This window comes from Mycolicibacterium lutetiense, from assembly GCF_017876775.1.
Lineage (GTDB): Bacteria > Actinomycetota > Actinomycetes > Mycobacteriales > Mycobacteriaceae > Mycobacterium > Mycobacterium lutetiense.
On sequence record NZ_JAGIOP010000001.1, the window covers coordinates 531191 to 555600 of the forward strand.

At 66.3% G+C, this 24410-nt stretch carries 25 protein-coding genes; 14 read left to right on the forward strand and 11 right to left on the reverse strand.

Annotated features, from left to right (window positions below):
* The first annotated feature begins 96 nt into the window (after nt 1-96).
* Nucleotides 97-969 (forward strand): type IV toxin-antitoxin system AbiEi family antitoxin domain-containing protein, encoded by an 873-nt coding sequence (locus tag JOF57_RS02685; protein ID WP_209913387.1) that lies wholly within the window; start codon nt 97-99, stop codon nt 967-969.
* Between the two features lie 76 nt (nt 970-1045).
* Here JOF57_RS02685 and JOF57_RS02690 read toward each other — a convergent pair whose 3' ends face one another.
* Nucleotides 1046-1765 (reverse strand): fasciclin domain-containing protein, encoded by a 720-nt coding sequence (locus JOF57_RS02690; RefSeq protein ID WP_209913389.1) that lies wholly within the window; start codon nt 1763-1765, stop codon nt 1046-1048.
* A gap of 280 nt (nt 1766-2045) precedes the next feature.
* Here JOF57_RS02690 and JOF57_RS02695 point away from each other — a divergent pair, with 280 nt between their 5' ends.
* Nucleotides 2046-2567 carry a gamma carbonic anhydrase family protein gene (locus tag JOF57_RS02695; protein ID WP_209913391.1) on the forward strand — a complete coding sequence of 174 codons (522 nt, stop codon included), beginning with the start codon at nt 2046-2048 and terminating at the stop codon, nt 2565-2567.
* Nucleotides 2568-2587: 20 nt separating this feature from the next.
* Here the strand turns inward: JOF57_RS02695 and tet(V) are convergent, their stop codons facing one another.
* Nucleotides 2588-3868 carry a tetracycline efflux MFS transporter Tet(V) gene (gene tet(V), locus JOF57_RS02700; RefSeq protein WP_209915738.1) on the reverse strand — a complete coding sequence of 427 codons (1281 nt, stop codon included), beginning with the start codon at nt 3866-3868 and terminating at the stop codon, nt 2588-2590.
* A 77-nt stretch (nt 3869-3945) separates the two neighbouring features.
* A complete protein-coding gene (locus tag JOF57_RS02705) occupies nt 3946-4749 on the reverse strand; it encodes an enoyl-CoA hydratase (RefSeq protein WP_209913393.1) in 804 nt (267 codons plus the stop codon).
* A gap of 112 nt (nt 4750-4861) precedes the next feature.
* On the opposite strand from JOF57_RS02705, the gene JOF57_RS02710 reads away from it, so the two are divergent.
* From JOF57_RS02710 to JOF57_RS02720, 3 genes are read left to right on the forward strand one after another with little or no spacing between them, the layout of a single operon-like run.
* Nucleotides 4862-5947 carry a CaiB/BaiF CoA transferase family protein gene (locus tag JOF57_RS02710; RefSeq protein WP_209913395.1) on the forward strand — a complete coding sequence of 362 codons (1086 nt, stop codon included), beginning with the start codon at nt 4862-4864 and terminating at the stop codon, nt 5945-5947.
* A gap of 53 nt (nt 5948-6000) precedes the next feature.
* Nucleotides 6001-6756 carry a 3-hydroxyacyl-CoA dehydrogenase gene (locus JOF57_RS02715; RefSeq protein ID WP_209913397.1) on the forward strand — a complete coding sequence of 252 codons (756 nt, stop codon included), beginning with the start codon at nt 6001-6003 and terminating at the stop codon, nt 6754-6756.
* Between the two features lie 12 nt (nt 6757-6768).
* A complete protein-coding gene (locus JOF57_RS02720; RefSeq protein WP_209913399.1) occupies nt 6769-7782 on the forward strand; it encodes an NAD(P)H-dependent flavin oxidoreductase in 1014 nt (337 codons plus the stop codon).
* A gap of 69 nt (nt 7783-7851) precedes the next feature.
* Here the strand turns inward: JOF57_RS02720 and JOF57_RS31175 are convergent, their stop codons facing one another.
* Complete coding sequence (locus JOF57_RS31175) at nt 7852-7983, reverse strand: hypothetical protein (RefSeq protein WP_155915856.1); 132 nt, start codon at nt 7981-7983, stop codon at nt 7852-7854.
* Nucleotides 7984-8066: 83 nt separating this feature from the next.
* Entirely contained in the window at nt 8067-8603 is a 537-nt protein-coding gene (locus JOF57_RS02725) for a DoxX family protein (RefSeq protein ID WP_209913401.1), read from the reverse strand.
* A 156-nt stretch (nt 8604-8759) separates the two neighbouring features.
* Here JOF57_RS02725 and JOF57_RS02730 point away from each other — a divergent pair, with 156 nt between their 5' ends.
* The 3 genes from JOF57_RS02730 to JOF57_RS02740 are packed head-to-tail and all read left to right on the forward strand — an operon-like array spanning nt 8760 to nt 12446.
* A complete protein-coding gene (locus tag JOF57_RS02730; protein WP_209913403.1) occupies nt 8760-11093 on the forward strand; it encodes an MMPL family transporter in 2334 nt (777 codons plus the stop codon).
* Between the two features lies 1 nt (nt 11094).
* Entirely contained in the window at nt 11095-11814 is a 720-nt protein-coding gene (locus JOF57_RS02735; protein ID WP_209913405.1) for a TetR/AcrR family transcriptional regulator, read from the forward strand.
* On the forward strand, nt 11811-12446 hold the full coding sequence (locus tag JOF57_RS02740) for a class I SAM-dependent methyltransferase (RefSeq protein WP_209913407.1): 636 nt from the start codon (nt 11811-11813) through the stop codon (nt 12444-12446). The genes JOF57_RS02735 and JOF57_RS02740 overlap by 4 nt, the downstream gene beginning before the upstream one ends.
* Here JOF57_RS02740 and JOF57_RS02745 read toward each other — a convergent pair.
* On the reverse strand, nt 12443-13171 hold the full coding sequence (locus tag JOF57_RS02745; RefSeq protein ID WP_209913409.1) for an NAD-dependent deacylase: 729 nt from the start codon (nt 13169-13171) through the stop codon (nt 12443-12445). The genes JOF57_RS02740 and JOF57_RS02745 overlap by 4 nt on opposite strands.
* A gap of 36 nt (nt 13172-13207) precedes the next feature.
* Here JOF57_RS02745 and JOF57_RS02750 point away from each other — a divergent pair, with 36 nt between their 5' ends.
* A complete protein-coding gene (locus JOF57_RS02750; protein WP_209915740.1) occupies nt 13208-13573 on the forward strand; it encodes an Rv1152 family transcriptional regulator in 366 nt (121 codons plus the stop codon).
* Nucleotides 13574-13579: 6 nt separating this feature from the next.
* Here JOF57_RS02750 and JOF57_RS02755 read toward each other — a convergent pair whose 3' ends face one another.
* Entirely contained in the window at nt 13580-14809 is a 1230-nt protein-coding gene (locus JOF57_RS02755; RefSeq protein ID WP_209913411.1) for an Rv1453 family transcriptional regulator, read from the reverse strand.
* 100 nt (nt 14810-14909) lie between these two features.
* Between JOF57_RS02755 and JOF57_RS02760 the strand changes: the two genes are divergently transcribed.
* On the forward strand, nt 14910-16418 hold the full coding sequence (locus JOF57_RS02760) for a flavin-containing monooxygenase (RefSeq protein ID WP_209913413.1): 1509 nt from the start codon (nt 14910-14912) through the stop codon (nt 16416-16418).
* Nucleotides 16419-16465: 47 nt separating this feature from the next.
* On the forward strand, nt 16466-19615 hold the full coding sequence (locus tag JOF57_RS02765) for a bifunctional cytochrome P450/NADPH--P450 reductase (protein WP_209913415.1): 3150 nt from the start codon (nt 16466-16468) through the stop codon (nt 19613-19615).
* Between the two features lie 14 nt (nt 19616-19629).
* Here the strand turns inward: JOF57_RS02765 and JOF57_RS02770 are convergent, their stop codons facing one another.
* On the reverse strand, nt 19630-20463 hold the full coding sequence (locus tag JOF57_RS02770; protein WP_209913417.1) for a class I SAM-dependent methyltransferase: 834 nt from the start codon (nt 20461-20463) through the stop codon (nt 19630-19632).
* Between the two features lie 84 nt (nt 20464-20547).
* On the opposite strand from JOF57_RS02770, the gene otnI reads away from it, so the two are divergent.
* Nucleotides 20548-21333, forward strand: coding sequence for a 2-oxo-tetronate isomerase (gene otnI, locus JOF57_RS02775; protein WP_209913419.1), 786 nt, complete (start codon nt 20548-20550; stop codon nt 21331-21333).
* A gap of 4 nt (nt 21334-21337) precedes the next feature.
* Here the strand turns inward: otnI and JOF57_RS02780 are convergent, their stop codons facing one another.
* From JOF57_RS02780 to JOF57_RS02790, 3 genes are read right to left on the reverse strand one after another with little or no spacing between them, the layout of a single operon-like run.
* Nucleotides 21338-21853, reverse strand: coding sequence for a DUF1697 domain-containing protein (locus tag JOF57_RS02780; RefSeq protein ID WP_209913421.1), 516 nt, complete (start codon nt 21851-21853; stop codon nt 21338-21340).
* A gap of 17 nt (nt 21854-21870) precedes the next feature.
* Entirely contained in the window at nt 21871-22851 is a 981-nt protein-coding gene (locus JOF57_RS02785) for an alpha/beta hydrolase family protein (RefSeq protein ID WP_209913423.1), read from the reverse strand.
* Between the two features lie 19 nt (nt 22852-22870).
* On the reverse strand, nt 22871-23701 hold the full coding sequence (locus JOF57_RS02790) for a class I SAM-dependent methyltransferase (protein WP_209913425.1): 831 nt from the start codon (nt 23699-23701) through the stop codon (nt 22871-22873).
* Nucleotides 23702-23732: 31 nt separating this feature from the next.
* Here JOF57_RS02790 and JOF57_RS02795 point away from each other — a divergent pair, with 31 nt between their 5' ends.
* A complete protein-coding gene (locus tag JOF57_RS02795) occupies nt 23733-24176 on the forward strand; it encodes a PPOX class F420-dependent oxidoreductase (protein ID WP_209913427.1) in 444 nt (147 codons plus the stop codon).
* 46 nt (nt 24177-24222) lie between these two features.
* Nucleotides 24223-24396 carry a DUF5302 domain-containing protein gene (locus tag JOF57_RS02800; RefSeq protein WP_209913429.1) on the forward strand — a complete coding sequence of 58 codons (174 nt, stop codon included), beginning with the start codon at nt 24223-24225 and terminating at the stop codon, nt 24394-24396.
* Nucleotides 24397-24410: the final 14 nt, after the last annotated feature.

Below are 24410 nucleotides of genomic sequence, written 5' to 3' on the forward strand. Positions count from 1 at the left end.
CGGAAATGGGCAGTTTTGTGTCTGCTCGTGAGGTTATCCACAGGGCTGGAAGGCGAATAGTGGCGACCGGCGAAATGCCCGCAAACAATCACCGGCATGATGCTCGACGAAGTGTTCGCGCTCAACAACGGCGTCGCGACCACGCAGCAACTGCTCGCCGTGACGACGTACCGGACACTTGCGCGGCGGGTCCGCGACGGTGAGATCTTCCGGGTGTGGCATGGCGTCTACTCGTGGGGCCCGCCGGATACCGTTCGCCGGCTCCGTGCACTCGACTTGCTGTCGGAAACTCCGATTGTGGGCTGTCTCGGTACCGCCGCCCAATTTTACGGCTTCGATACCGAGAACACGGTGCGGACCCACGTTCTCGATCCGGGAGTCCGCATGAGGCCCTCAGCAGACCTCGTGGTGCATCAACGAATTGGCGCTCCGCTCAAGAAAATCGATGGCCGATTGCTGACGGCGCCGGCGTGGACTGCCATCGAGCTGGCCCGGTCGTTGCGGCGGTCACGCGCGTTGGCCACTCTCGACGCCGCGCTGCGCAGCGGCACCTGTACTCCGGTCGAACTCGAGTGCGCGCTGAGGGAACAGCACGGCCGGCGCGGCGTGGTGAAGGTTCGCGAACTGCTGCCCAATGCTGACGCCAGGGCCGAGTCGCCGATGGAATCTGAGATGAGGTTGGTCTTCATCGATCGAGGCCTACCCGCCCCAGAACTGCAGCACGAGATCCTCGACCGACACGGGCAGTTGTGGAGGGTGGATTTTGCCTGGCCCGACTGCCGGGTGGCGGCCGAATACGACAGCATGGATTGGCACGCGAATCCGGTTGCGGTCAAGCATGACCGGATGAAATCAGCGCGGCTGCAGGAGATCGGCTGGACCAGCGTGCCGGCAGTGGTTGACGATGTACGGCGATATCCCGCTGAACTGTGCTCACGAATCAGGAGCCACCTCGAACTCGCAGCCTGACTGCCCCTGAGCAGACACAAAACTGCCCATTTCCACGCGGAAATGGGCAGTTTTGTGTCTGCTCGCGCTGAGAAAATCAGCCGATCGGCGCGTCGGCGGCCGGGGTGGCTGCCGGTGCCGTGGTGGTCGGCGCCGTGGTGGGCGTGGTGCTGGTGCCGCTGATCGTCGGCACCAGGGCCTCCGGCGGCGTGTTGGGGTCCAGCACGGTGTCGATCATGTAGATGCGGGCGTTCTGGGACTGGATGGGACCGCACACGAGCTTGGCGGTGTCGTTGACCTTGATGTCGCCGCCCTTGCCGGTCACCTTGACCTCGGCACCCTGCTGGGTGGGACGCTGGCCCTTGACGTCGTCGGGGCCGAGCAGCCCCAGGAACGCGTGGTAGTAGTCCAGGCTGGTCAACGCGGCCGGATCGGCCTTCAGGGCGTCGAGCTTGCCCGGCTCCAAGGCAGCGAACGCGTCGTTGGTCGGCGCGAAGATCACGTACGGGCCGTTGTCGAGCACCGGGATGATGTTGACGTCCGGGTTCAAGCCGCCGGACAGCGCAGCGTTGAACGTGCTGATGTCCGGGATGCTCGCCAGAACCTTGCCCGTCGGCACGTCAGCGAGCGCCTTCCAATCCGGCAAGGCCTTCTTGAAGTTGTCGCAGCCCGAGCCCTGCGGGTCGGGGATCTCCACCACGGGGGCCGCGGTGGTCGTGGGTGCCGGGTCGGCGTAGGCGGTGACCGCCAACGGCAGCGACGCCGTGATTGCGGCGACCGCCGCAGCGAAGCCCAGAGTCTTCGTGTAAGTCTTCATCGGTGGGTTTTCCTCCCGCTCATGCCTAGCCTGTAATCGTCGGCTGGCGGTGACGCGTTACACGGTGCCCGGCGCGACGATGGCGAGCGACCGCGGGCAATACAGCCTCACCGATCCCGCGGCGCCGCATCGGATGTTAAGGGTTACGACGCGGTTACGGCAAAGCCGAATTGTCGACGCGGCCCACCTCAGTGCCCGTGACCTGGTCTTTTCGGATACTCGGCCACAGTGCCGGGGCGAGGCGTGTGAGCCTCCCGGTCGGCTGTCTACCATGACCGGCATGCCAGAGCCGCTGATCGTCTCCGTCGCCGGTCATACCCCGCAGATCGACCCGGACGCCTGGGTTGCCCCCAATGCCAGTGTGATCGGACAGGTTTCGCTGGCCGCCGGCAGCAGCGTCTGGTACAGCGCCACGCTGCGCGCCGAGGTCGAGCCCATCGAGGTCGGTGCAGGCAGCAATATCCAGGACGGCGTGACCATCCACGTCGACCCGGGTTTCCCATGCCGGATCGCCACCGGGGTGACGGTGGGTCACAACGTGGTGCTGCACGGCTGCACGGTCGAGCAGGACAGCCTGGTCGGGATGGGCGCGGTGGTGCTCAACGGAGCGGTGATCGGCGCCGGCTCGCTGGTGGCCGCCGGTGCGGTCGTACCCCAGGGCATGGTGGTGCCGCCGCGCTCGCTGGTGGCCGGTGTGCCCGCCAAGGTGCGCCGCGAGCTCAGCGATGACGAGGTCGGCCACAACAAGCTCAACGCCGCGGCCTACACGCATCTGACCGGGTTGCACCGAGAGTCCGAGTGACCTGACCCCGCGCAGGGGTATCAGCGCAGCGGGTGCGCCAGCTCGTCGCGTGGCATCCGGGCCGCGGCCACAGCCACTGCGGCGAGCACGGCGGGTAACAGCCCGGACACCAGGAAGATGGACTCCATCGAGACCACCTTCGACAGCGGGCCGACGATCGCGAACGACAGCGGCAAGAAGGCCAGCGACACGAAGAAATCCAGGCTCGAGACCCGGCCCAACATTTCCGTCGGCACCCGGCGCTGCAGCAGCGTTCCCCAGATCACCATCCCCGCGCCGTCGGTGACGCCGACGCAGAATGTGGCCGCCGCCATCAACGGGAACGACGACGTCATGCCGACCATCACCAGCGGAACCGAGCCCAACCCCCACATGAGCATCATGGTGGTCAGGTAGCGCCGCGGCATCCGGCGTGAGGACACCGTCAACGCCCCCAGCGCGCTGCCGAATCCGAAGAACGCCAGGATGAATCCGTAGGCACGGGCGCCGTCGGCGAACCGGTCCTGGGCGATGAACGGCAGCAGTACCTCGATCGGCCCGAGGACGACGAGCACGAACATGCTGGCGAACAGCAGCGTCCACAGCAGCCACGGGGTACGCACCATGAACGCGAAACCCTCACGCAGGTCACGTAATACGTGCGGTCGATCGCTGTCTTCCGGTGCCGCAACCGAATCCACCGTCGGGCGGGTGGCGACCAGCAGGGCCAGGCCCAGGCCGAACAACACCGCCACGACGACCGCGCCCAATGAGGGGAAACTGGCGGCGATCACCATGCCCGCCATCGCCGGACCGACCGAACGCTGGAACACCGTGCGCACGACGCCTTCAACGCCGTTGGCCGCCAACAGTTGTTCGGGCGGCAGGATGCGCGGTAGCAGCGCGCTGTAGGCCGGGAAGAAGAATGCCGCGGCGATGCCGAGAATGCCCGCCGCGACGGCCAGGTGCCAGATCTTGAGCAGATCGAGCAGCCCCAGCGCCGCGATTGTCGAGACCGTCACCAGATTGACCGTCTCGACCGCGATGATGATCGTGCGCTGGTTGATCCGGTCGGCGACGATTCCGCCGACGAGGACGAACGCCACCAAGCCGACACCGAAGCAGGTGGCCACCAGTGACAGCGAGGCCGGATCGTTGTCGATCGCGATGACCTGTAACGCCATCACCACCGTCCACATGCCCTCGGCGAAGATCGACAACGTGACTGCGGCAATCAGCAGCCGGTATTCGCGGATGCGGAAGGGCGCGAGCACGCGCCAGCCGCCGGTCTGGTCGACCGGCGCCTGGGTGTCGTGGTGCATGCTCACAACATTCGATGGTGCCTGCCCGGAGCGGGTTCAGTCCAACGATTTTCGCCGGAGTGAGCCCGGCGGCGGGATCAGGAGTCGGTGAACTCCGGGCGCCGATTCTGTTGGAAGGCCTGAATGCCTTCGCGGAAGTCCTTGGACGCCAGCAGTTTCAGCTGACCCTCACGCTCGCGGGCGAAGGCGCCCTCGAGTTCGGTGAGTGTGGCCCCGTTGACGGCCTGCTTGGTCTCGTGCAGCGCGACGGCCGGGCCCGAGCGCAGCTTGGCGATGATCTTGTCCACCGCGGCGTCGAACTCGTCGGCCGGGTACACGGCGCTGATCAGGCCCCAGTCGTAGGCGTCGGTGGCAGTGAGGCGGTCGGCCAGCAGCGCCAGTCGCATCGCCCGGATCCGGCCGATGTTCGCGGCGACGAGAGCCGAGGCACCGCCGTCGGGCATCAGCCCGATCTTGGTGAACGCAAGCAGGAAGAAGGCCGCCTCCGAGGCCAGCACGACGTCGCATGCCAGGACCAGGGACACCCCGACGCCGGCAGCGGGCCCCTGCACCGCGGCCACGACGGGCTTTGGGAGCGCGACGATGGATGCGACGGCGCGGTTGGCGGCGTCGAGCACGCCTGCGGCGTCGTGGCTCTTGGCGTTCTGGTCTTCCTCGCTGAGGCCCGCGCCGGAGCTGAATCCGCGTCCCGCGCCGCCGAGGCGAACCACGCGCACTCCCGCGTCGGTGGCGGCCAGATCCATGGCATCGGCGATCGCCACGAGCATGTTCTGAGTCAGCGAATTGAGGCTGTCGGGCCGGTTCAGCGTGACCGACAGAACGCCGTCCTCGAGCGATACGGTCACATCTTTGACGTCGGGGTATTCGCGGGTCACGGTCATCTATGCACCTTAGGTCTGGCGGGGCAGGCTATGGCCATGCCGGTCGAGAAGGTTATACAAGTAAGCTATGTCACCGGTCAACCAAGGCCGACACGCGAAGGGGCGAAAGAGCATGGCAGGACCACTGCAAGGTTTGCGCGTTGTGGAGTTGGCCGGTATCGGCCCGGGCCCGCACGCAGCGATGATCCTCGGCGATCTGGGTGCCGACGTCGTGCGCATCGAACGGCCGGGCAAGGGCTCCGGTACGCCCAGCGCCGACACCATGTTGCGTAACCGCCGATCGGTAGCCGCGGACATGAAGAGCGACGAGGGCCGCGCGCTGGTGCTCAAGCTCATCGAGAAGGCCGACGTGCTGATCGAGGGCTTCCGTCCCGGCGTCACCGAGCGGTTGGGTCTGGGGCCCGACGACTGCGCGAAGGTCAACGAACGACTGATCTACGCCCGCATGACGGGCTGGGGCCAGGAAGGCCCGCGGGCACTGCAGGCCGGCCACGACATCAACTACATCTCCCTCAACGGCCTGCTGCACGCCGTGGGGCGCGCGGGGGAACGTCCCGTTCCGCCGCTGAACCTGGCCGGTGATTTCGGTGGTGGGTCGATGTTCCTGCTCGTCGGCATCCTCTCGGCGCTGTTCGAGCGGCAGACCTCAGGCAAGGGACAGGTGATCGACGCGGCGATGATCGACGGGTCCAGTGTGCTGATGCAGATGATGTGGAGCTTCCGCAGCCAGGGCCTGTGGTCCGACGAGCGCGGCACCAACATGCTCGACACCGGCGCTCCGTACTACGACACCTACGAGACCTCCGACGGCCGCTACATGTCGATCGGGGCGATCGAACCCCAGTTCTACGCCGAGCTGCTCAAGGGCCTCGGTCTGGACGATGCCGATCTGCCGGGCCAGAACGACATGGCCCGCTGGCCCGAGCTGCGCGAGGCATTCACCAAGGCATTCGCCGCGCACGACCGTGACCACTGGGCCAAGGTGTTCGCCGGGACCGACGCGTGTGCGGCGCCGGTGCTGTCGTTCGCCGAGGTGCTCACCGAACCGCACATCGCCGAGCGCAACACGTTCTTCGACGAAGCCGGCTACCTGCAACCGATGCCGGCGCCACGGTTCTCCCGCAGTGTCCCGGCGGTGCCGACGCCCCCGGGCCCGCGTGGAGCGGACACCGAAGCCGTTCTGCGGGACTGGGTATAGTCCCCAACTAACCAGTTGGTCGGCAGAAGGTCGGCCGGAGAGGAATGCGGTACATGGAGATCAAGGACGCGGTAGCCGTCGTTACCGGCGGTGCCTCCGGCCTGGGCCTGGCGACCACCAAGCGCCTGCTGGACGCGGGTGCTCAGGTTGTGGTGATCGACCTCAAGGGTGAAGAGGTCGTGGCCGAACTGGGTGACCGGGCCAAGTTCGTCGCCACCGACGTCACCGACGAGGCAGGCGTGACCGAAGCGCTCGACGTCGCGGAATCGCTTGGCCCGGTGCGCATCAACGTCAACTGCGCCGGTATCGGCAATGCGATCAAGACCCTGAGCAAGAACGGTGCGTTCCCGCTCGACGGCTTCCGCAAGGTGGTCGAGGTCAACCTGATCGGCACGTTCAACGTGATCCGCCTCAGCGCCGAGCGCATCGCCAAGACCGAGCCGCTCAAGAATGAAGAGCGCGGCGTCATCATCAACACCGCCTCGGTGGCGGCCTTCGACGGTCAGATCGGCCAGGCCGCCTACTCGGCGTCCAAGGGCGGTGTGGTCGGCATGACCCTGCCGATCGCGCGTGACCTCTCCCGTGAGCTCATCCGCGTGTGCACCATCGCGCCGGGTCTGTTCAAGACACCGCTGCTGGGCTCGCTGCCCGAAGAGGCACAGAAGTCGCTGGGCCAGCAGGTGCCCCACCCGGCCCGCCTCGGCGATCCCGACGAGTACGGCGCCCTGGCACAGCACATCATCGAAAACCCGATGCTCAACGGCGAGGTCATCCGCCTCGACGGCGCGATCCGCATGGCTCCCAGGTAATTAAGGACTGATATGGCATTGAAGACGAAGTTCACCGAGACGTTCGGGATCGAACACCCCATCGTTCAGGGTGGCATGCAGTGGGTCGGCCGCGCCGAACTGGTCGCGGGTGTGGCCAATGCGGGAGCGTTGGGGTTCATCACCGCGCTCACCCAACCCACCCCGGCCGATCTGGCCAAGGAGATCGAGCGGTGTCGTGAGCTCACCGACAAGCCGTTCGGGGTGAACCTGACGATCCTGCCGACGATCAACCCGCCGCCATATGACGAGTACCGCCAGGTGATCGTCGACTCCGGCATCAAGATCGTCGAGACCGCGGGCTCCAACCCGGCGCCGCACCTGCCGATGTTCCATGCCAACGGCATCAAGGTGCTGCACAAGTGCACCTCGGTGCGCCACGCGGTGAAGGCGCAGAGCCTGGGTGTGGACGGCATCAGCATCGACGGGTTCGAGTGCGCCGGTCACCCGGGCGAGGACGACATCCCGGGCCTGGTGCTGATCCCGGCGGCGTCGGCCAAGATCGACATCCCGATGATCGCCTCGGGTGGTTTCGCGGATGCGCGTGGCCTGGTGGCCGCACTGGCGCTGGGCGCCGATGGCGTCAACATGGGCTCGCGGTTCATGTGCACCGCGGAGTCGTCGATCCATCAGAACGTCAAGGAAGCGATCGTGGCGGGCACCGAGCTCGACACCGAGCTGATCTTCCGCAGCCTGGGCAATACCGCGCGGGTCGCGAGCAACTTGGTCTCGCGTGAGGTGGTGCAGATCCTCAAAGATGGCGGCCAGTTCGAGGACGTCAAGGATCTGGTGGCCGGCAAACGCGGCGTGAAGGTGTATGAGATCGGTGATCTCGACGCAGGCATCTGGTCGGTCGGCACTTCGATGGGCCTGATCAACGACATCCCCACCTGCGGCGAACTCGTCTCGCGGATGGTGTCGGAGGCCGAGGAGCTGATCAGTGGCCGCCTGGCGAACATGATCGGCGCCGGCGAAGCCGAGGCTGAGAAAGAAGCAGTCCTCGTCTGAGACGAGGACTGCGGCCCGAAACGGGCAAACTAGCGATGGGGAAACGCGCGCCGCGAGGCGCGCGTTTTCTCATACTGCGGTGGGCAACTCTTGGTAGTCGTCAAACTGCTCGGAGGTTTCTCCCTCGACCAGGACATCGCCGTGGTAGAGAGCTTCGAAGTCAACCTTGATGACATCGGCACTGGTGTCGTCGATCCACATGACACTGAGCGTATGGGTCTCTATTAAGGAATCTTTGAGTCACGGTTCGGAAAATGGTGGCAATCCTACTTTTCGGTAGGTTTCTAGCCAGTAGCGCTTGTGATGTGGATGGGGTTGGTCCCGTTCAATGCGACCCAGGTCACCACGGCGGCTGCGACGCCGATCACCAATAAGCCCACCGCGGCCCTGGCCGACACCCGGGACCGGCCGAATGCGCGGTCATCGACCGAGAACGCGCCGGCGCCGGTGAACAGCAGCGCCGCGGCGGCGAATGCCGCCAGGAACGGAACGTTGAACGGCTGGGACCAGAAGGCGTCTGCAGATACGTTCACGGCCCAGGCGTCGACCATCGCGCCGATCACCGCGCACGCGGCCAGCGGGGTGAGCACGCCGAGGAGCAGGCCGATGCCACCCAGGGTCTCGGCCGCGGTCACCATGAACGTGGCGAACCCGGGTAGCCGCCAGCCGCTGGACTCCATGAATCCCACGGCGGTGCCGAAGTCGAATGCCTTGATCAGGCCGGCCTGGAGCATGGTTGCGCCGATGGCGATGCGCAGGATGAGTAGTCCGGTATCGGTCATGCCGGCGGTTGCGGTTTCAGTGTCGGCGGTGAGTGTCATGCCTTATTAGACGCGCCGCAGCACCGGAATTCATCGCGGCACGTTTGAAGTGAACTCTTCGGTCACGGGATCCGTCTGTAGGGCAGGACCCACGTTGACGTCGGAAACTTACCGCTGTTAACTTAGCGGCGATACTCATCGGGGGAAGGACACTGAGTGCTGCACCGAATCGCGCATCTGGCCCTCGCCGCACCGCGGCGGGTGCTCATCGTCGCCGCACTGGCGATGGTCGCCGCCGGCATCTTCGGCGTTCCCGTGGCGAAGAGCCTGTCGGCGGGCGGATTCCAGGACCCAACTTCGGAATCTGCGCAGGCCACCCAGCTGCTCTCGGACAAATTCGCCCGCGGTGACATGCAGCTGATCATCAGCGTCACCGACGAGTCGGCCGGCGGCGTCCAGAGTTCGGCAGCGCGGGCGACGGGCACCCATATCGCCGCTGAGCTCAAAGCGTCTCCGTACGTGACCCAGGTCAGCTCGGCGTGGACCGTACCGGAACCCGCAGCAGCCACGCTGATCAGCAAGGATGGCAAGACCGGGCTGATCCTGGCCGGCCTCACCGGCGGGGAGAACGGCGCGCAGAAACACGCCAAGGAACTCGCCGGTCAACTCGTGCACGACCGTGACGGCGTGACCGTGCGTGCCGGCGGCGAGGCGATGATCTACGTCCAGATCAACGGGCAGAGCGAAAAAGACCTGCTGATGATGGAATCCATCGCGATTCCGTTGAGCTTCCTCGTTTTGGTGTGGGTCTTCGGCGGATTGCTGGCTGCCGCGCTGCCGCTTGCAGTCGGAGGCTTTGCGATCCTCGGATCCCTGGCGGTGCTGCGCGGGTTCACCATGGTCACCGACGTTTCGATCTTCGCCCTCAACCTCACCGTCGCGATGGGACTGGCGCTGGCGATCGACTACACCCTGCTGATCATCAGCCGTTATCGCGACGAACTGGCCGACGGTGTCGACCCGGATCGGGCTCTCGTGCGCACCATGGCGACGGCCGGGCGCACGGTGCTGTTCTCGGCGATGACGGTGGCGCTGTCGATGGTGGCGATGGTGCTGTTCCCGATGTACTTCCTCAAGTCGTTCGCCTACGCGGGTATCGCAGTGGTGGCACTGGCGGCGTTCGCGGCCATCGTCGTGGCGCCGGCCGCCATTGCGCTGCTCGGCGACCGCCTCGACGCCTACGATGTGCGCCGGTTCATCCGCCGGATCCTCGGTCGGCCCGAGCCCGTGCACAAGCCCGTCGAACAGACGTTCTGGTACCGGATGACCAAGCGCGTCATGCGCAGATCGGTTCCGGTCGGCATCGGGATCGTCGCGTTGTTGCTGCTGCTGGGCGCACCCTTCCTCGGTATCAAGTGGGGCTTCCCCGATGACCGGGTGTTGCCGTCCTCGGCGTCGTCCCGCCAGCTCGGCGACGAACTGCGCAACGATTTCGCGGTCGACTCCTCGACCGCGGTCACCGTGGTGCTGCCCGACGTGACCGCGTTGCCGCCGGCGGAACTCGACCGCTACGCCCGCGACCTGTCGCAGGCGGCCGATGGGGCCTCGGTGTCCGCGCCGGGGGGCACCTTCATCGACGGCGCCCGGGTGGGTCCGCCGACTTCGGGAACCGGAATAGCCGACGGCAGCGCATTTCTCACCGTGGGCAGTCACGTGCCGTTGTTCAGCGACGCTTCCGAGGCCCAACTCGACGCGCTGCGCGCGGTACCGGCACCGACCGACGTGCAGTTCACCGGCATGGCTCAGGTGAACCGCGACAGCTCGCACGCGATCACCTCCCGGTTGCCGCTGGTGCTCGGCGTCATCGCGGCGATCACATTCGTGCTGTTGTTCCTGCTCACCGGCAGTGTGGTGCTCCCGCTGAAGGCGTTGGTGCTCAACGTGTTGTCCCTGTCGGCGGCATTCGGCGCGCTGGTGTGGATCTTCCAGGACGGACACCTGGGTGCGCTCGGCACCACGTCGACGGGCACCTTGGTGGCCAACCTGCCGGTGTTGTTGTTCTGCATCGCATTCGGATTGTCGATGGACTACGAGGTGTTCCTGGTCTCGCGGATCCGCGAGTACTGGCTGACACCCGGACTGACCCGTACCGACGGCACGGAAATGTCTGCGCGCGAAAGGAACGACGAGAGCGTCGCGCTCGGTCTGGCCCGCACCGGTCGCGTGGTGACGGCCGCGGCGCTGTTGATGTCGATCTCGTTCGCCGCGTTGATCGCCGCGCAGGTGGCCTTCATGCGCATGTTCGGTCTCGGCCTGACCATTGCGGTTCTCGTCGATGCCACGTTGGTACGCATGCTGTTGGTGCCGGCGTTCATGCACCTGATGGGCCAATGGAACTGGTGGGCACCCGCACCGTTGGCCCGGCTGCACAAGCGAATCGGGATCAGCGAGTCGGGTCCGGACGATCTGGACCCTGGTGCGCCCGGTGACGCTCCCGGGGACGGCGGCAAACGTGAACGGGCCGGGGCCGGTGTGACGGACGTCGGCTAGCGTGGCGATCCAACCAGGTAAGCGACGTCGCGCCCCGCGTGGTTCCGGTGAGCTGCTGCGTGATGAGATCCTTGATGTCACAACCGAATTGCTGTTGGATACCGGCAATGCCAAGGCGGTGTCGATCCGCTCGGTGGCCCAGCGCGTCGGAGTGACTCCGCCGTCGATCTACCTGCACTTCGCCGACAAGGACACGCTGCTGGATGCGGTGTGCTCTCGGTACTTCGAGAAACTCGACCAGGAGATGCAGCGCGCTGCCGCCGAGCACACCTCAACCATCGAGGTGCTGCGCGCGCAGGGACACGCCTATGTGAACTTCGCCAGGCGCACACCCGAGTTGTATCGATTGGCCACGATGGGTGAGGGCAGACCCGGCAGCGATGTCGACACCGCGTTGAACAGTTCGGCGTTCCAGCACATGCGGGCGACCATCGCCGCACTCATCACCGAGGGGATCTACCCGCCCGGGGACGCCACGATGATGGCGCTCGAACTGTGGACCGCGGCGCACGGGGTGGCCGCCCTGCTGATCTCCAAACCGTATCTGCCATGGGGGGACGTCGAGGAGTTCACCGATCGCGTGCTGCGCGCGGTGTGCACCGGTCAGATCGTCTCTGGGATCATCGGAACCGATCTCGAACCCATGGAGACCATCGCCCGGTTGAAGGGACTGGCCGATGAACACAGTGCTGATGACATCGAAGAAGGGCACCTGCCGTGACTGACAAGACCGTGGACAACCCGTTCTTCGCCCGCGTGTGGAAGACGCTGTCGAGTTCGGAGCCCAAGGCACTGCGTCGGCTGCGTCGCGACAACCTCGCCGGACTCAGCGGGCGCGTCCTGGAGATCGGCGCGGGCACCGGGACGAACTTCGCCTTCTATCCGTCCACGGTCACCGAGGTGGTCGCCATCGAGCCGGAACGTCACCTCGCCGAAATAGCCCGCCGCGCGGCGGTTCAAGCCCCGCTGCCGGTGACCGTCACCAGCGACACCGCCGAGAAGTTCAGCAGCACAGAGCCATTCGACGCAGTGGTCTGTTCGTTGGTGCTGTGCTCGATCGATCAGCCGGACACGGTTCTACGCCAGTTGTTTTCGATTGTCCGGCCGGGCGGGGAGCTGCGGTACCTGGAGCATGTCGCCGGTACTGGCTGGCGGGCCGGGATGCAGCGCGTGGCCGATGCCACCGTCTGGCCGCGGTTGTTCGGCAACTGCCACACTCATCGGCACACCGAGCGGGCCATCGCAGACAGCGGATTTCAGGTTGAGGTTGCCCATCGTGAGCTCACGATGCCGGCCTGGGTGCCGCTGCCGGTGACGGAGTTCGCGATCGGGCGTGCGGTCCGTCCTGCCTAGCCGGCGTCGCGACTACCGAGGAGCGTAGGCAACCGTTGCAGCAGGTTCGGCAGCGAGCCGGCCGCGGTCTCACGCAGGGAAACCGTCGCGCTGTCGGACAGCGGTGTGCGCTCCGGATTGACCTCGACCACCACGGTGCCCGCCGCCAGGGCGGCCTCGGCCAGGCCTGCCGCCGGATACACGATCGAGCTGGTGCCCACCACGATCACCACATCAGCGTTGCTGACCGCCAGCACCGACCGTTGCCAGGCGTCATCGGGCAGGGGCTCGCCGAACCACACCACGCTCGGCCGGATCAGGCCGCCGCACGGGCAGACCGGAGGGGTGATCGTCTCGACCGGCTCCGGCATTGCGGGCAGGTCGCCCTCGAACCTCGAACCGCATGCATCGCAACGGAACTCGAACAGATTTCCGTGCAGGTGGTAGACGTTGCTGCTGCCGGCACGTTCGTGCAGGTTGTCGACGTTCTGGGTGACGACGTGGACTTCGGCGATGTCCTGCCAGGCGGCCACGGCCCGATGCCCGTCATTGGGCCGCACGTGGGACATCATGTAGTGACGCCACAGATACCAGGCCCAGACTTTCTCCGGATGCCGCTGCCAGCCTTCGATGCTGGATATCTCGTACGGGTCCACCTGTGCCCACAGGCCCGTCTCGACGTCGCGGAACGTGGGTACACCGCTCTCTGCCGAGATCCCGGCACCACTGAGGACAGTCACTTGCACATGACCAACGTAGTCGGTTTGGGTGATACTGAGGATGTGGTCGAGTTGGGGGATTGGGTCCTGATTGATTCGAGCGGGGAAAAGCCGTTGTTCGATCAACTCAGAATCCAGATTATCGAGGGCATTCGTCAGGGGCGTCTGGCACCGGGTGCCCGATTGCCTACCGTGCGTGAACTGGCGGGGAAGGTCGGGCTCGCGGTGAATACCGTGGCGAGGGCCTATCGCGAGTTGGAGTCGGCGGGGGTGTTGGAGACCCGGGGGCGGTACGGCACGTTCGTCGCACGGGCTGATCCGGCCGACACGGCGATGGCCAGCGCCGCGCATACGTTCGCCGAGGTCGCCCGTGGGCTGGGGATCGGCAAGGCTGACGCTCTGCGCTATCTGGACAACGCATTCGACTGATCGGGCTCAGCCCGTCGCTTTGCCGCGCCAACGGAGCACGTCAAGCGCGACTGCCACCGCGACGCTGTTTTCGGAAAGCGGGCGGGGCAGGAGTTCGTCGGCGCGGGCCAGTCGGCGCAGCAGCGTATTGCGATGCAGGTACAGCCGCGCCGCGGCACGCGAGGCGTTGCACTGTTCGATGACGAATACCCTTACCGTTTCCTGTAATTCACGGTCGGCGGTCTCGAGGCCGCCAAGGTTGCGGTTGACGAACTCGGCGGCGCGATCGGGGTCGGCGGTGGTCAGTGCCACCAGTTCGACATCGGCGAACTGCGCGATCTGATGCGTGGAGTGCAGTCGGGCCATCATCTGCTGAGTGGTGATCGCATCGAAGTGACTGCGCCGGAACCCATCCAGACCGTCGGCTGCCGGACCGATGGCGATCCGGACACTGGGCAGGTCTCCGGCGGCGCGGATCAGCGCCTGGAAGCCGTGCTGGACGTCGGCGCCACCCGCCGCCCACACCCAGCGGGTGGCGGTGCTGGCCAGCACGCTCAACGGCCGCTGATCACCGCAGTCCTGGCCGAATGCCTCGGCGGCCCGGTCCAACCCGGACAGGTCGCCCGCGGAGTCTTCGCTCCAGATCACCGCCGCGGTGTGGGTTCCGGTCAGCGCGTGGCCCAGACGCACCTCTGCACGCTGCCTGGGGATCGGGGCGCCCCCGAGCAGTAATGCGACGGTCTCGCGCCGCTCGGCGTGGGTGCCGCGGGTCAGGTCGTCGCGTTCCAGGTCGATCTGGGCGGCGATCCCGGCCAGCGTGGCGTCGACGAACGCGCTGATGGACTTTGAGCACACGTCCAACATCTCGTGCAGTTCGGCAGGGTCAGACGTGAGCTCGAAGGCGATCTCCATGAGCCGACGCCAAGCCACGCCCTCCCCGACCCGGTAGGCGTCCACGGGGAACTCGGTGATGCCTCGACGTACCAGTTCTCGCGCGATGCTCAGCGGCTCCGGTCCGGTGTTCGGTGGCACTGGGGCGCCTGGATCGCGCAGATTCGCCGTGCCCCAGAAGAACAGGTTGGCGTGGTTGCTGCGGACGATGGCGGCGGCGAGTTCGGGGTCGGCGGCGATTGTCGGATTGGCGGCCAGGACTGCACCGTCGTATTCGTCGAGCCATTCCGGGCGGGGGTTGAGGACAATCTGTGCGCATTGCCGGATCAGGTCCTGCACCCGCGGTGAGGGTGGCTGCCACACCATCACCCCAGGATAGTGCGATGGTGCAAAGTGCACCATCGGATAGGTGAAGTTTGGCACTTCCGACCTTGGGAGATGGTTGTCGGACCGCGACCATTGAGACATGAGCCACACCGAACACATCGACGTACTCATCATCGGCGCCGGCATCTCCGGCATCGGTGCCGCCTACTACCTGCAGCGCGAACACCCCGGCCGCAGCTACACCATCCTGGAGGCCCGTGGCGACACCGGCGGTACGTGGGACCTGTTCCGTTACCCGGGCATTCGATCGGACTCCGACCTGCACACCTTCGGCTACGAATTCAAGCCGTGGCGCGACGAGCATGCCATCGCCACCGCCGACAAGATTCTGGCCTACCTGCGCGAGACGGTGTCGGAGAACGGTATCGACCGCCACATCCGGTTCCATCACAAGGTGCTCGGCGCGGCCTGGGATTCCGCGACGGCCAATTGGACCGTGGACATCGAGCGGACCGGCAGTGACGGCGCGGACCCCGAACTCGTGCAGATCTCGGCGAACTGGTTGTTCTGCGGCGGCGGGTACTACCGCTACGACCAGGGCTACACCCCGCACTTCGAAGGGAAGGAGCGGTTCACCGGGCGCATCGTGCATCCCCAGCACTGGCCCGAGGATCTCGACTACAGCGGCAAGAAGGTCGTCGTGATCGGAAGCGGTGCCACCGCGGTGACGCTGGTGCCGTCGATGGCGCCGACCGCGGGGCACGTCACCATGCTGCAGCGTTCACCGACATACGTCATGCCGGTGCCGGCCAAGGACAAGTTTGCCAACACCGCCAGGCGGCTGCTGGGCGACCGCCTCGGGTACGCCGCGGCCCGCCGCAAGAACATCATCAAGCAACGCTCCGTCTACGTGCTGTGCCAGAAGTACCCGACCGCGGCCCGCTGGCTGATCCAGAAGATCAACGCGAGCAAGTTACCCACGGGATACCCCGTCGAGGAGCACTTCGCGCCCCAGTACAACCCGTGGGACCAGCGGTTGTGCGCCGTACCCGACGGCGACCTGTTCAAGGCCATCAGCAACGGCAGCGCCTCGGTGGTCACCGACCGCATCGCGACGTTCACCGAGAACGGAATCCTGCTGGAGTCCGGCCGCGAGCTCGATGCCGACATCATCGTCACCGCAACGGGTCTCAACATCCAGCTGTTCGGCGGGATGTCGCTGACCGTCGACGGTCAACCGGTGGACCTCACCGACGCCGTCGCCTACAAGGGCATCATGCTCTCGGGCGTGCCGAACTTCGCCTTCGCCTTCGGCTACACCAACTCGTCGTGGACACTCAAGGTCGGGTTGCTCTGCGAGCACTTCTGCCGGCTGTTGAAGCACATGGACGACAACGGTTTTGACGCCGTGCAACCGGAGTTCGCCGGTGGTCAGACCCGTCCCCTCCTGGACTTCGCGGCCGGGTACGTGCAGCGTTCGATCGACGAGATTCCCCGCCAGGGTGTCGACGGACCGTGGCAGATGACGATGAACTACACGCTCGACGCCGAGACGTTGCGTAACGGCCCCGTTGAAGACTCGGCTCTGCGGTTCGGATCGCGGCGTACGGCCGACGATCCCGACCGGGCGCCTCAGCTCGCTCGCTGAGACTGATTCTCAGGGATAGTTCATCGTGCGTGGCTAAGCTCGCGCCCATGGAGAAGTTCTCACCGGCACTACCACCGGACATCGACGATGTCCCCTCGGCGGTGGGCCTGGAACTGCCGCCGGGGCCGGTTGCCGGCCGGCCCTACGCGCTACCCGCGGACGTGCTCGCCGAACAGTGCGGGCCCCTGTACTACGCCGATTTCACCGGCAGCCGGCGGCTCTATGCGTGCTCGCTGTCGCTGGTCGACGAACTGTGCGACGAGACGCGTTTCACCAAAGGCATCACGGTCCGGCTGGACCGCTTCCGAACCCTTGTCGACAACGGTCTGTTCACGTCGTACCCCGGCGAAGACGGTTGGCAGCAGGCCCATGACGTCCTGATGCCCGGGTTCAGCTTCAGCGGGTTGCGCAGCTACCACCCGGCCATGCTCGACATCAACCGCCAGCTCATCGCGTTGTGGGATGACGCGGCCGGGAAGAGTTCGGTCGACGTCGCGGGGGACCTCGCGAAACTGGCCATGGACACCGTGGGTCTGGCCGGGTTCGGTGCGCGGTTCGACTCCTATCACCAGGACGGGCTGGCCGACATCCCGGCCAGCTTCGCGGCTGCGCTGGCACAGATCATCGCCCCCGGCGGTGGCGACCGGGCGGTCTTCGCCGCCGAACGCGACAATCTGTTTGCCTTCATCGACGAATTGATCGCGGGTCACCGCGCGGGTGCGGTCGATCTGGACGACCTGCTCGCGCTCATGCTCGAGCCCGGTGCCGACGGCACGCCCTCTCTCGGGCACGACAGCATCCGCAACCAGATCCTGACCTTCCTGATCGCCGGACAGGACACCACATCGACGCTGATGCCGACCGCGCTGTACAGCATCGTCAAGAACCCTGCGGTACTGCACCGGGCGTGCCTCGAGGTGGACACGGTGTTCGGACCGGACGACGACCACGTGCCCGCATTCGACGAGATCGGCAAGCTCACCTACATCCGCCAGATCATCGACGAAACGCTGCGCCTGTCCCCGCCGGTCCGCGAGTTCGACCGAATGGCATTGGCGGACACCGTCATCGGAGGCCGGTATCCGGTGCGCAAGGGCGAGGTCGTCACGGTGACGACGTCGGCCCTGCACCGGCAGCCCGAATGGGGTGACAACGTCGACATCTTCGACCCGGACCGGTTCGGGGCAGAACAGTCCGCCGGACGGCCGGTCAACCTGTTCAAACCGTTCGGCACCGGCGCCCGGTCATGTATCGGCCGTCAGTTCGCCTTGCACGAGGCGACGATGGCGCTGGCCACTCTGGTGCACCGGTACCGCTTCCTCGACGTCGAGCACTACCAGCTCCGCACCCACAGCGATCTGCTGCGCAAGCCGGTCGGATTCCACCTGGACCTGGTGCGTCGGACACCGTCGGAGCGCCGGCACACCGCGGAGGCCACCCCGGAGGCCGCGTCGACGGCACGGCCGCGCGCGGTGGCGGCGCCGGGCTCGAAAGTGACTGTGCTGCACGGCTCGAACCTGGGCAATTGCCGGGCGCTGGCACAGCAGCTGGCCGACGAGGCCACCGACCTGGGTTATCAGACCACCGTGGCTGCCCTCGACGCGGCAGCGGGAGCCCTGCCCGCCGAGGGGGCGCTGGTGGTGATCGCCGCGTCCTACAACGGGCAGCCCACCGACGATGCGCGGCGCTTCGTCGAATGGCTGGATGATCCGGGCACACCGGCACAACCGGCCATCCCGTACGCCATACTCGGTGTCGGAGACCGGAACTGGGCCGAAACCTACCAGACCATCCCCAAACGCATTGATCAGCGGCTCTCGGAACTAGTTGGGCCACCGGTGATTCCGCGCGGCGAGGCCGACACGTCGGGCGACTTCGCCGGGATCGTCGAAGACTTCTCCGCGGCCTTGTGGGATGCCCTGGCCCCCACCGGCGGCGTGCAGGCACCCGCTGACAGCGCCGATGACGAATCCCTGTATGAACTGCGCGCCATCGACGGACCGGTGACGTCGGCGATCGATGCCCGTTTCGAGGTGCGACCCGCGACAGTGCTGGACAACGTGGCGCTGGTCGACAACCGTGACATGGGAAATGACAAGCGGCTCATCCGGGTAGCGCTTCCCGATGACCTCGACTACCAGACCGGTGATCACCTCACGGTATTGCCCGACAACAGCCCCGAGGTCATCGACGAGGTCGCCGAACTGTTGGAGCTGCGGCTCGACCGCCGGATCTCGGTCAATCCGCGGCGCAGCACGCGCCGGGCCATCGCCATCGACCGCGAAGTCAGCGTGCGCGAACTGCTCACCCATTTCATCGAGCTCCGCAAGCCTGCCAGCCGTAGCCAGCTGCTGCGGTTGGCGGCGGCCAACCCGTGTCCCCCCGAGCGGGCGGCACTCACCGAACTCGCCGAAGATCCCGAGGTCCGTGCGCTCAGCGTCACCGAATGCCTGGCCGAGTTCCCGGCTACCGAACTGTCGCGCGCCGAGCTGCTGGAGTTGTTCGAGCCGATGGCGCCCCGGCACTACTCCATCGCCTCGTCGGCCCGCCGGGTCCCGCGTGAGGTCGAACTGGTGGTCAGCGTGCTCGAGGGTCCGGCACGTTCCGGATATGGCGTCTTCCACGGGGTGTCATCGAGCTATCTGGCCGATGCGGCACCGGGACAACAGATTCGGATGCGAGTCGATACCGCGCGCCGGGCGTTTCGCGCCGGCGCCGAGCCGGCGAAGAACGTCATCCTGGTCGGCGCCGGGACCGGGGTCGCCCCGTTCCGGGGATTCATCGGGGACCGGCTGGCGGCGCAGGCCGCGGGCGAGCCTTTCACATCGGCACTGTGTTTCTTCGGGGTGCGTCACCCGGACGTTGACTACCTGTTCCGCGACGAATTCGAGGCGGCCGAACGCGCGGGCGTGGTGCGGATGCGTCCGGCCTTCTCGCGGCGGCCCGAAGACGAGATCCGGTATGTGCAGGATCGCATCACCGCCGATGCCGAAGAGGTCTGGGCGATGCTGGGCAACCCGGGCAAGGATGCCCACGTGTACATATGTGGTGACGGAGCCCGGATGGCTCCCGCGGTGCGCGGGGCCTTCCGCGATATCTATCGTCGCTACACCGGGACAGACGAAGACGCCGCCGCGCAGTGGCTCAGCGACCTGGTGAGTTCAGATCGCTATGTCGAGGACGTGTGGGCCCAATAGGAGTCGGCGGGGGCCTAACCGAACTCCAGTAGACCCACCACCGGGCGGACGGGGTCGAAGATGGGCAGGTGTTGCGCCTGCAGTAAGGCGTTGAAGATCCTGCCACGGCCCGGCGGCATCGGCAGATCGCGCACCGTCCGCACCCCGGGGACGGTGTTGACGAGGTCGGCGAGCTCATCCGGGGACAGGCTGAACGGCATGGCAGGCACCCGGTAGCGCATCGAGGTTCGCATCCCCTTGCGGGTCAGGAAGGTGAACAACGCCGGCGGCAGGTCGAACATCATCTGTCCGCCCGGAAAGCGTTGTGCGCAGGCACGGATCAGCGACATGGACTCCTCGGGCTGCAGATACATCAGCAGGCCCTCGGCGGTGATGAACACGCCGTCGCTGGTGTCGACCTGGTCCATCCAGCTGAAGTCCAGTGCCGACTGGGCGCACTGCGTGACACGGTCCGGCTTCGGTAGCAGCTTGTTGCGAAGCTCGATCATCGGTTCCAGATCAACTGATAACCAACGGAACTGGTGACCGAGTCCGGCGGCGTCCAGACGGTAGAAGCTGGTCTGCAGTCCTTCGGCGAGCGCCACCACGGTGGCCTTCGGATGCTCGCGCAGATAGTCACCGGTGATCCGGTCGAACAGCAGTGAGCGCAGCGCCATGTCCTGGCGGCGGCTGGGGCCGAACTTGCCGAAGTCGAAATCGATCGAGTCGACCAGCTGCACCGCCATCGGATCATCGATCAGACCGTCGGGTCGACGTGCCTCATGTGCGCGCACCTGCAGGGTCAGCAGTGCGGTCTCCGAAACACCGGTGAGCGCGCTGCCGCTCACCTTGCCCGAGGTACCCGTCATGGGCGCGAATGTACCCGCGTTCTGCCCGGGGGCGCGCAAAGATGGCGTCAACCGCTGATCGGCTCAATTCGGAAGGAGCCTGCCGTGCCACGCTTTGCGGCCAATCTCTCCATGATGTACGCCGAGCACGCCTTTCTCGATCGCTTCGCCGCTGCGGCGGCCGACGAATTCACCGCGGTGGAGTACCTCTTCCCGTATGCGTACCCGGCCGAGCAACTGCGCGCGCGACTCGATGCCCACGGCCTGCGTCAGGTTCTGTTCAACGCGCCACCCGGGGACTTCGACGCCGGAGAACGCGGTACCGCCTCGCTGCCCGGCCGCGAGGCCGAGTTCCGGGACGGGTTCGCCCGCGCCCTGGGATACGCCGAGGTGCTGAACTGCCCACGGGTGCACGTAATGGCCGGCCTCGTCCCCGCCGGTGCCGGCCGCGAGGAGCGGTTGGCGGTGTACCGCGACAACCTCACTTGGGCCGCCGATCAGGCCGCGGGCCGCGGCGTCGACGTGCTGATCGAACCGATCAACCAGCGCGACATGCCCGGCTACCTGCTGAGCCGGCAGAACGACGCGCACCAGATCGTGGCCGCGGTCGGGGCGCCGAACCTCAAGGTGCAATTCGACCTGTACCACTGCCAGATCAGCGAGGGCGACGTGACGGTCCGGTTGCGCGCGGACCTTCCGACCGGTCGCGTCGGGCACCTGCAGATCGCCGGAGTCCCCGATCGGCACGAACCGGACAGCGGCGAACTGGCGATCGACTACCTGCTCGCTGTCATCGATGAGACCGGTTACGAGGGCTGGGTGGGCTGTGAGTACCGCCCCGCCGCAGGCACCAGCGCAGGACTGGGGTGGATGCGACGAGCACGCCGGTGACGTCTCAGCGCAGCACCTTGTCCAGGGTGCGCAGGTTTCTGGTGGTCGTGCAGGATTTGTAGCGCTTCTTGCCCATGGTCTTTCCGATCGCACTGCCGAGTGTCGCGGCCCGGGGCACCTGCCAATAGAGCACCCCGTCGCCGCGCTGCACCTTTTCGTCGTCTCCCGGGGACAGAGCCGCGAGTTCGTCGAGCATGTCGGCGTCACTGACGAACGTGACGTAGGAGTGGTGGTCGGGAACTTCCCGCTCGAATGGATAACCGGCGGAGATCTTCTGCAGGGTCGGCACGTCGTACACCAACACCCAGGCTTCGTAGCCGAACGCGTCGCGCAGGGCGTGCTCGGCCGAAGTGCGGACCGTCGTGACATTGGAAGTGCTGTCCAGCAAGACGTTTCCGCTTGCCAGGATCGTGCGAACCTCGGTGAACCCCGCCGCCTGCATGGCATTCGCCACGTCGGCCATCTTGAGGTTGACGCCTCCGACGTTGACGCCGCGCAGAAACGCGATGTAGCGGGTCACGGCCCCAGCCTAATCAGTCACTTCACCGGCAGCTGGTCCAGTTCAGCCTTCGAGGTTGCGGTGATGAGGTGGAGCACCCGCCGGAAGCTGGGGGAGCGCGTCGACATGATCGACGTGTGATTCTCACCCGGGAGCAATACGACGTCGGCCCGCCCGCCGCGCTTCTTGAGCGCTGCGACATAGCGCTGCGAATTGGCCGGTGAGACAACGGTGTCGAGGGTTCCATGGATCGCGAGCACCGGCACGCTCGGGTCGAGATTCTGGATCGGATCGACCGAGGCGTACCGCTGCGGCACCTCCGCCGGACGGCCGCCGAGCACCGCGACGATTCGGTTGTCGCCATGATTGGCGGCGTAGACCATGTCGAGCGGACCGGCCAGCGAGATGACCCTGGTCGGCCGGAAGCGAGGCTGGGACCCGACCTCATCACCGCGCAGATCCTGCCTGGTGCTGGCCCACACCGCCAGCTGGGCTCCCGCGCTGTGGCCGACCACGAGCGCATCGTCAATGGCCAGCTGCGGATACTGCAGGGCCATCTCGGCGACGTAGTCCATGGCGCGCGCCACATCGTCGAATGTGGTCGGCCACCCACCGCCCGATCCCAACCTCCGGTACTCGATGTTGTAGACGGCCATGCCGCGGCTGCTGAGCTCGCGGGCCAATCCGGCGAAGACCCCCGCGCCCATCGTGCTCTGCCACCCGCCGCCGTGGATGAGCACCACCAGCGGGATCGAATTGAACGCATGCGCGCCGGCGGGCAGGTACAGGTCGGCCCAGTTCTGGTCGAGGTCCCGCCCGGTGGGGTGCGCGTCGGGCAAGTAGTGGAGCCGGGTGACGCTCACGTCGTGCAGGATGAGCGCCTCGGGAACCACCGCGACCTCAGCAGACCTCTTTTCCGTCGTCGCTGCCGGCGTCGTTTCCGTCGTGCACGATGGAACGGCACCGGCGATCAGCACCGTGGCGAGCACCGTCAGCAGGCGGTGGTTCAGAAGTCGCATCTGGTTGCAGCCCGGCCGGTCAGAAGTCCAACACCGTGATGGACGGCCTGATGCGGTGGATCGCGCCGATCCGGTCCGGCCACGACTCGGCGGCCAACTTGAACAGGCCGCGTCCGGCCTGCATCGGCACGTCCCGGGCAGATCTCACTCCGGCGATGGCGCCCGGTCCGTTCCCTGCCATGGCCAGGCCCTCGTCGGCGGTCAGCGCGAACGGCATCGGCGGCGCGATGTAGCGGTCGGACAGGTGCAGGCCCTTGAGGGTGCGTCGGCTCACCCAGTGCGGAATCGAGTCGAACACCATCCGCCCGCCGGGGAACCGTGCCGCGCAGTCGGCGATCAGGGCGCGCACATCCTCGGGCTCCAGGTACATCAGCAGGCCCTCGGCAGTGATGAACACGCCGTCTTCTGCGTCGACCTGGTCCATCCAGCTGCGGTCGAGCGCCGACTGGGCCAGGGCGACGATGCGGTCGTCATGGGGCAATAGTTTGCCCCGGATCGCCATGACAGCCGGTAGATCGACTGAATACCAGGTTAATTCGTCGGCCACCCCGGCCTGATCGAGTCGCCAGAAACTGGTCTGAAGGCCCTCGGCCAATGCCACCACCGCGGACTTGGGGTGCGTCGAGAGGTAGTCGCGGGTCTCGAGGTCGAACGCGCGGGCCCGCAGGGCATGGGCCTGCGTCGGCCTGCCGAACTTGCCGTAGTCGTAGTCGATCGAGTCGTGCAGGGCCACTGCCCACGGGTCGCGGATCACGCCGTCGGAACGTCTGGCCTCGAGACCGCGGTTGCTCAGGATCCACAGCGATGTCGCCGAGACGCCGTCGAGGGTGTTGCCGTCAATCACACTCATCGAACCGATGGTAAAGACGTACGCTCATCACATGGGGCGCCAGGTTTTCGACGACAAGCTTTTGGCCTTGATCGGCGGTAACTCGATGGGAGTTCTCGCGACGATCAAACAGGACGGTCGTCCGCAGCTGTCGAATGTCTCCTACTACTTCGACCCGCGGGCAGTTCAGATCCAGATGTCCGTCACCGAGCCCCGGGCCAAGACCCGCAACCTGCGACGTGATCCCCGGGCATCCATCCACGTCAGTTCCGACGACGGCTGGTCCTACGCCGTTGCCGAGGGCGATTCGATACTCACCCCACCCGCCGCGGCGCCCGACGACGATACGGTCGAGGGGCTGATTGCCTTGTACCGCAACATCGCCGGCGAGCATCCGGACTGGGACGATTACCGGCGCGCCATGGTCGACGATCGCCGGGTGCTGCTCACCCTGCCGATCTCGCATCTGTACGGCATGCCGCCAGGTAAGCGGTAGGGCCTACCTGCGCTCACCGTCAGGCCGGTCGCGCTAGGCTGCCCCTATGGCGAGCGACGAAGTGCCGGAAGACGACAACAAGAAGAAGTTCCGCGAGGCTCTCGAACGTAAAAACGCCAAGGCGGCATCGGGGTCTGCCCACACCAACGGGGGATCAAAGCAGTCCAAGGCGCACGGCCCCGCCGAGGGCCGGCGGGAGTTCCGTCGGAAGAGCGGTTAGCAGGAACGCCTCAA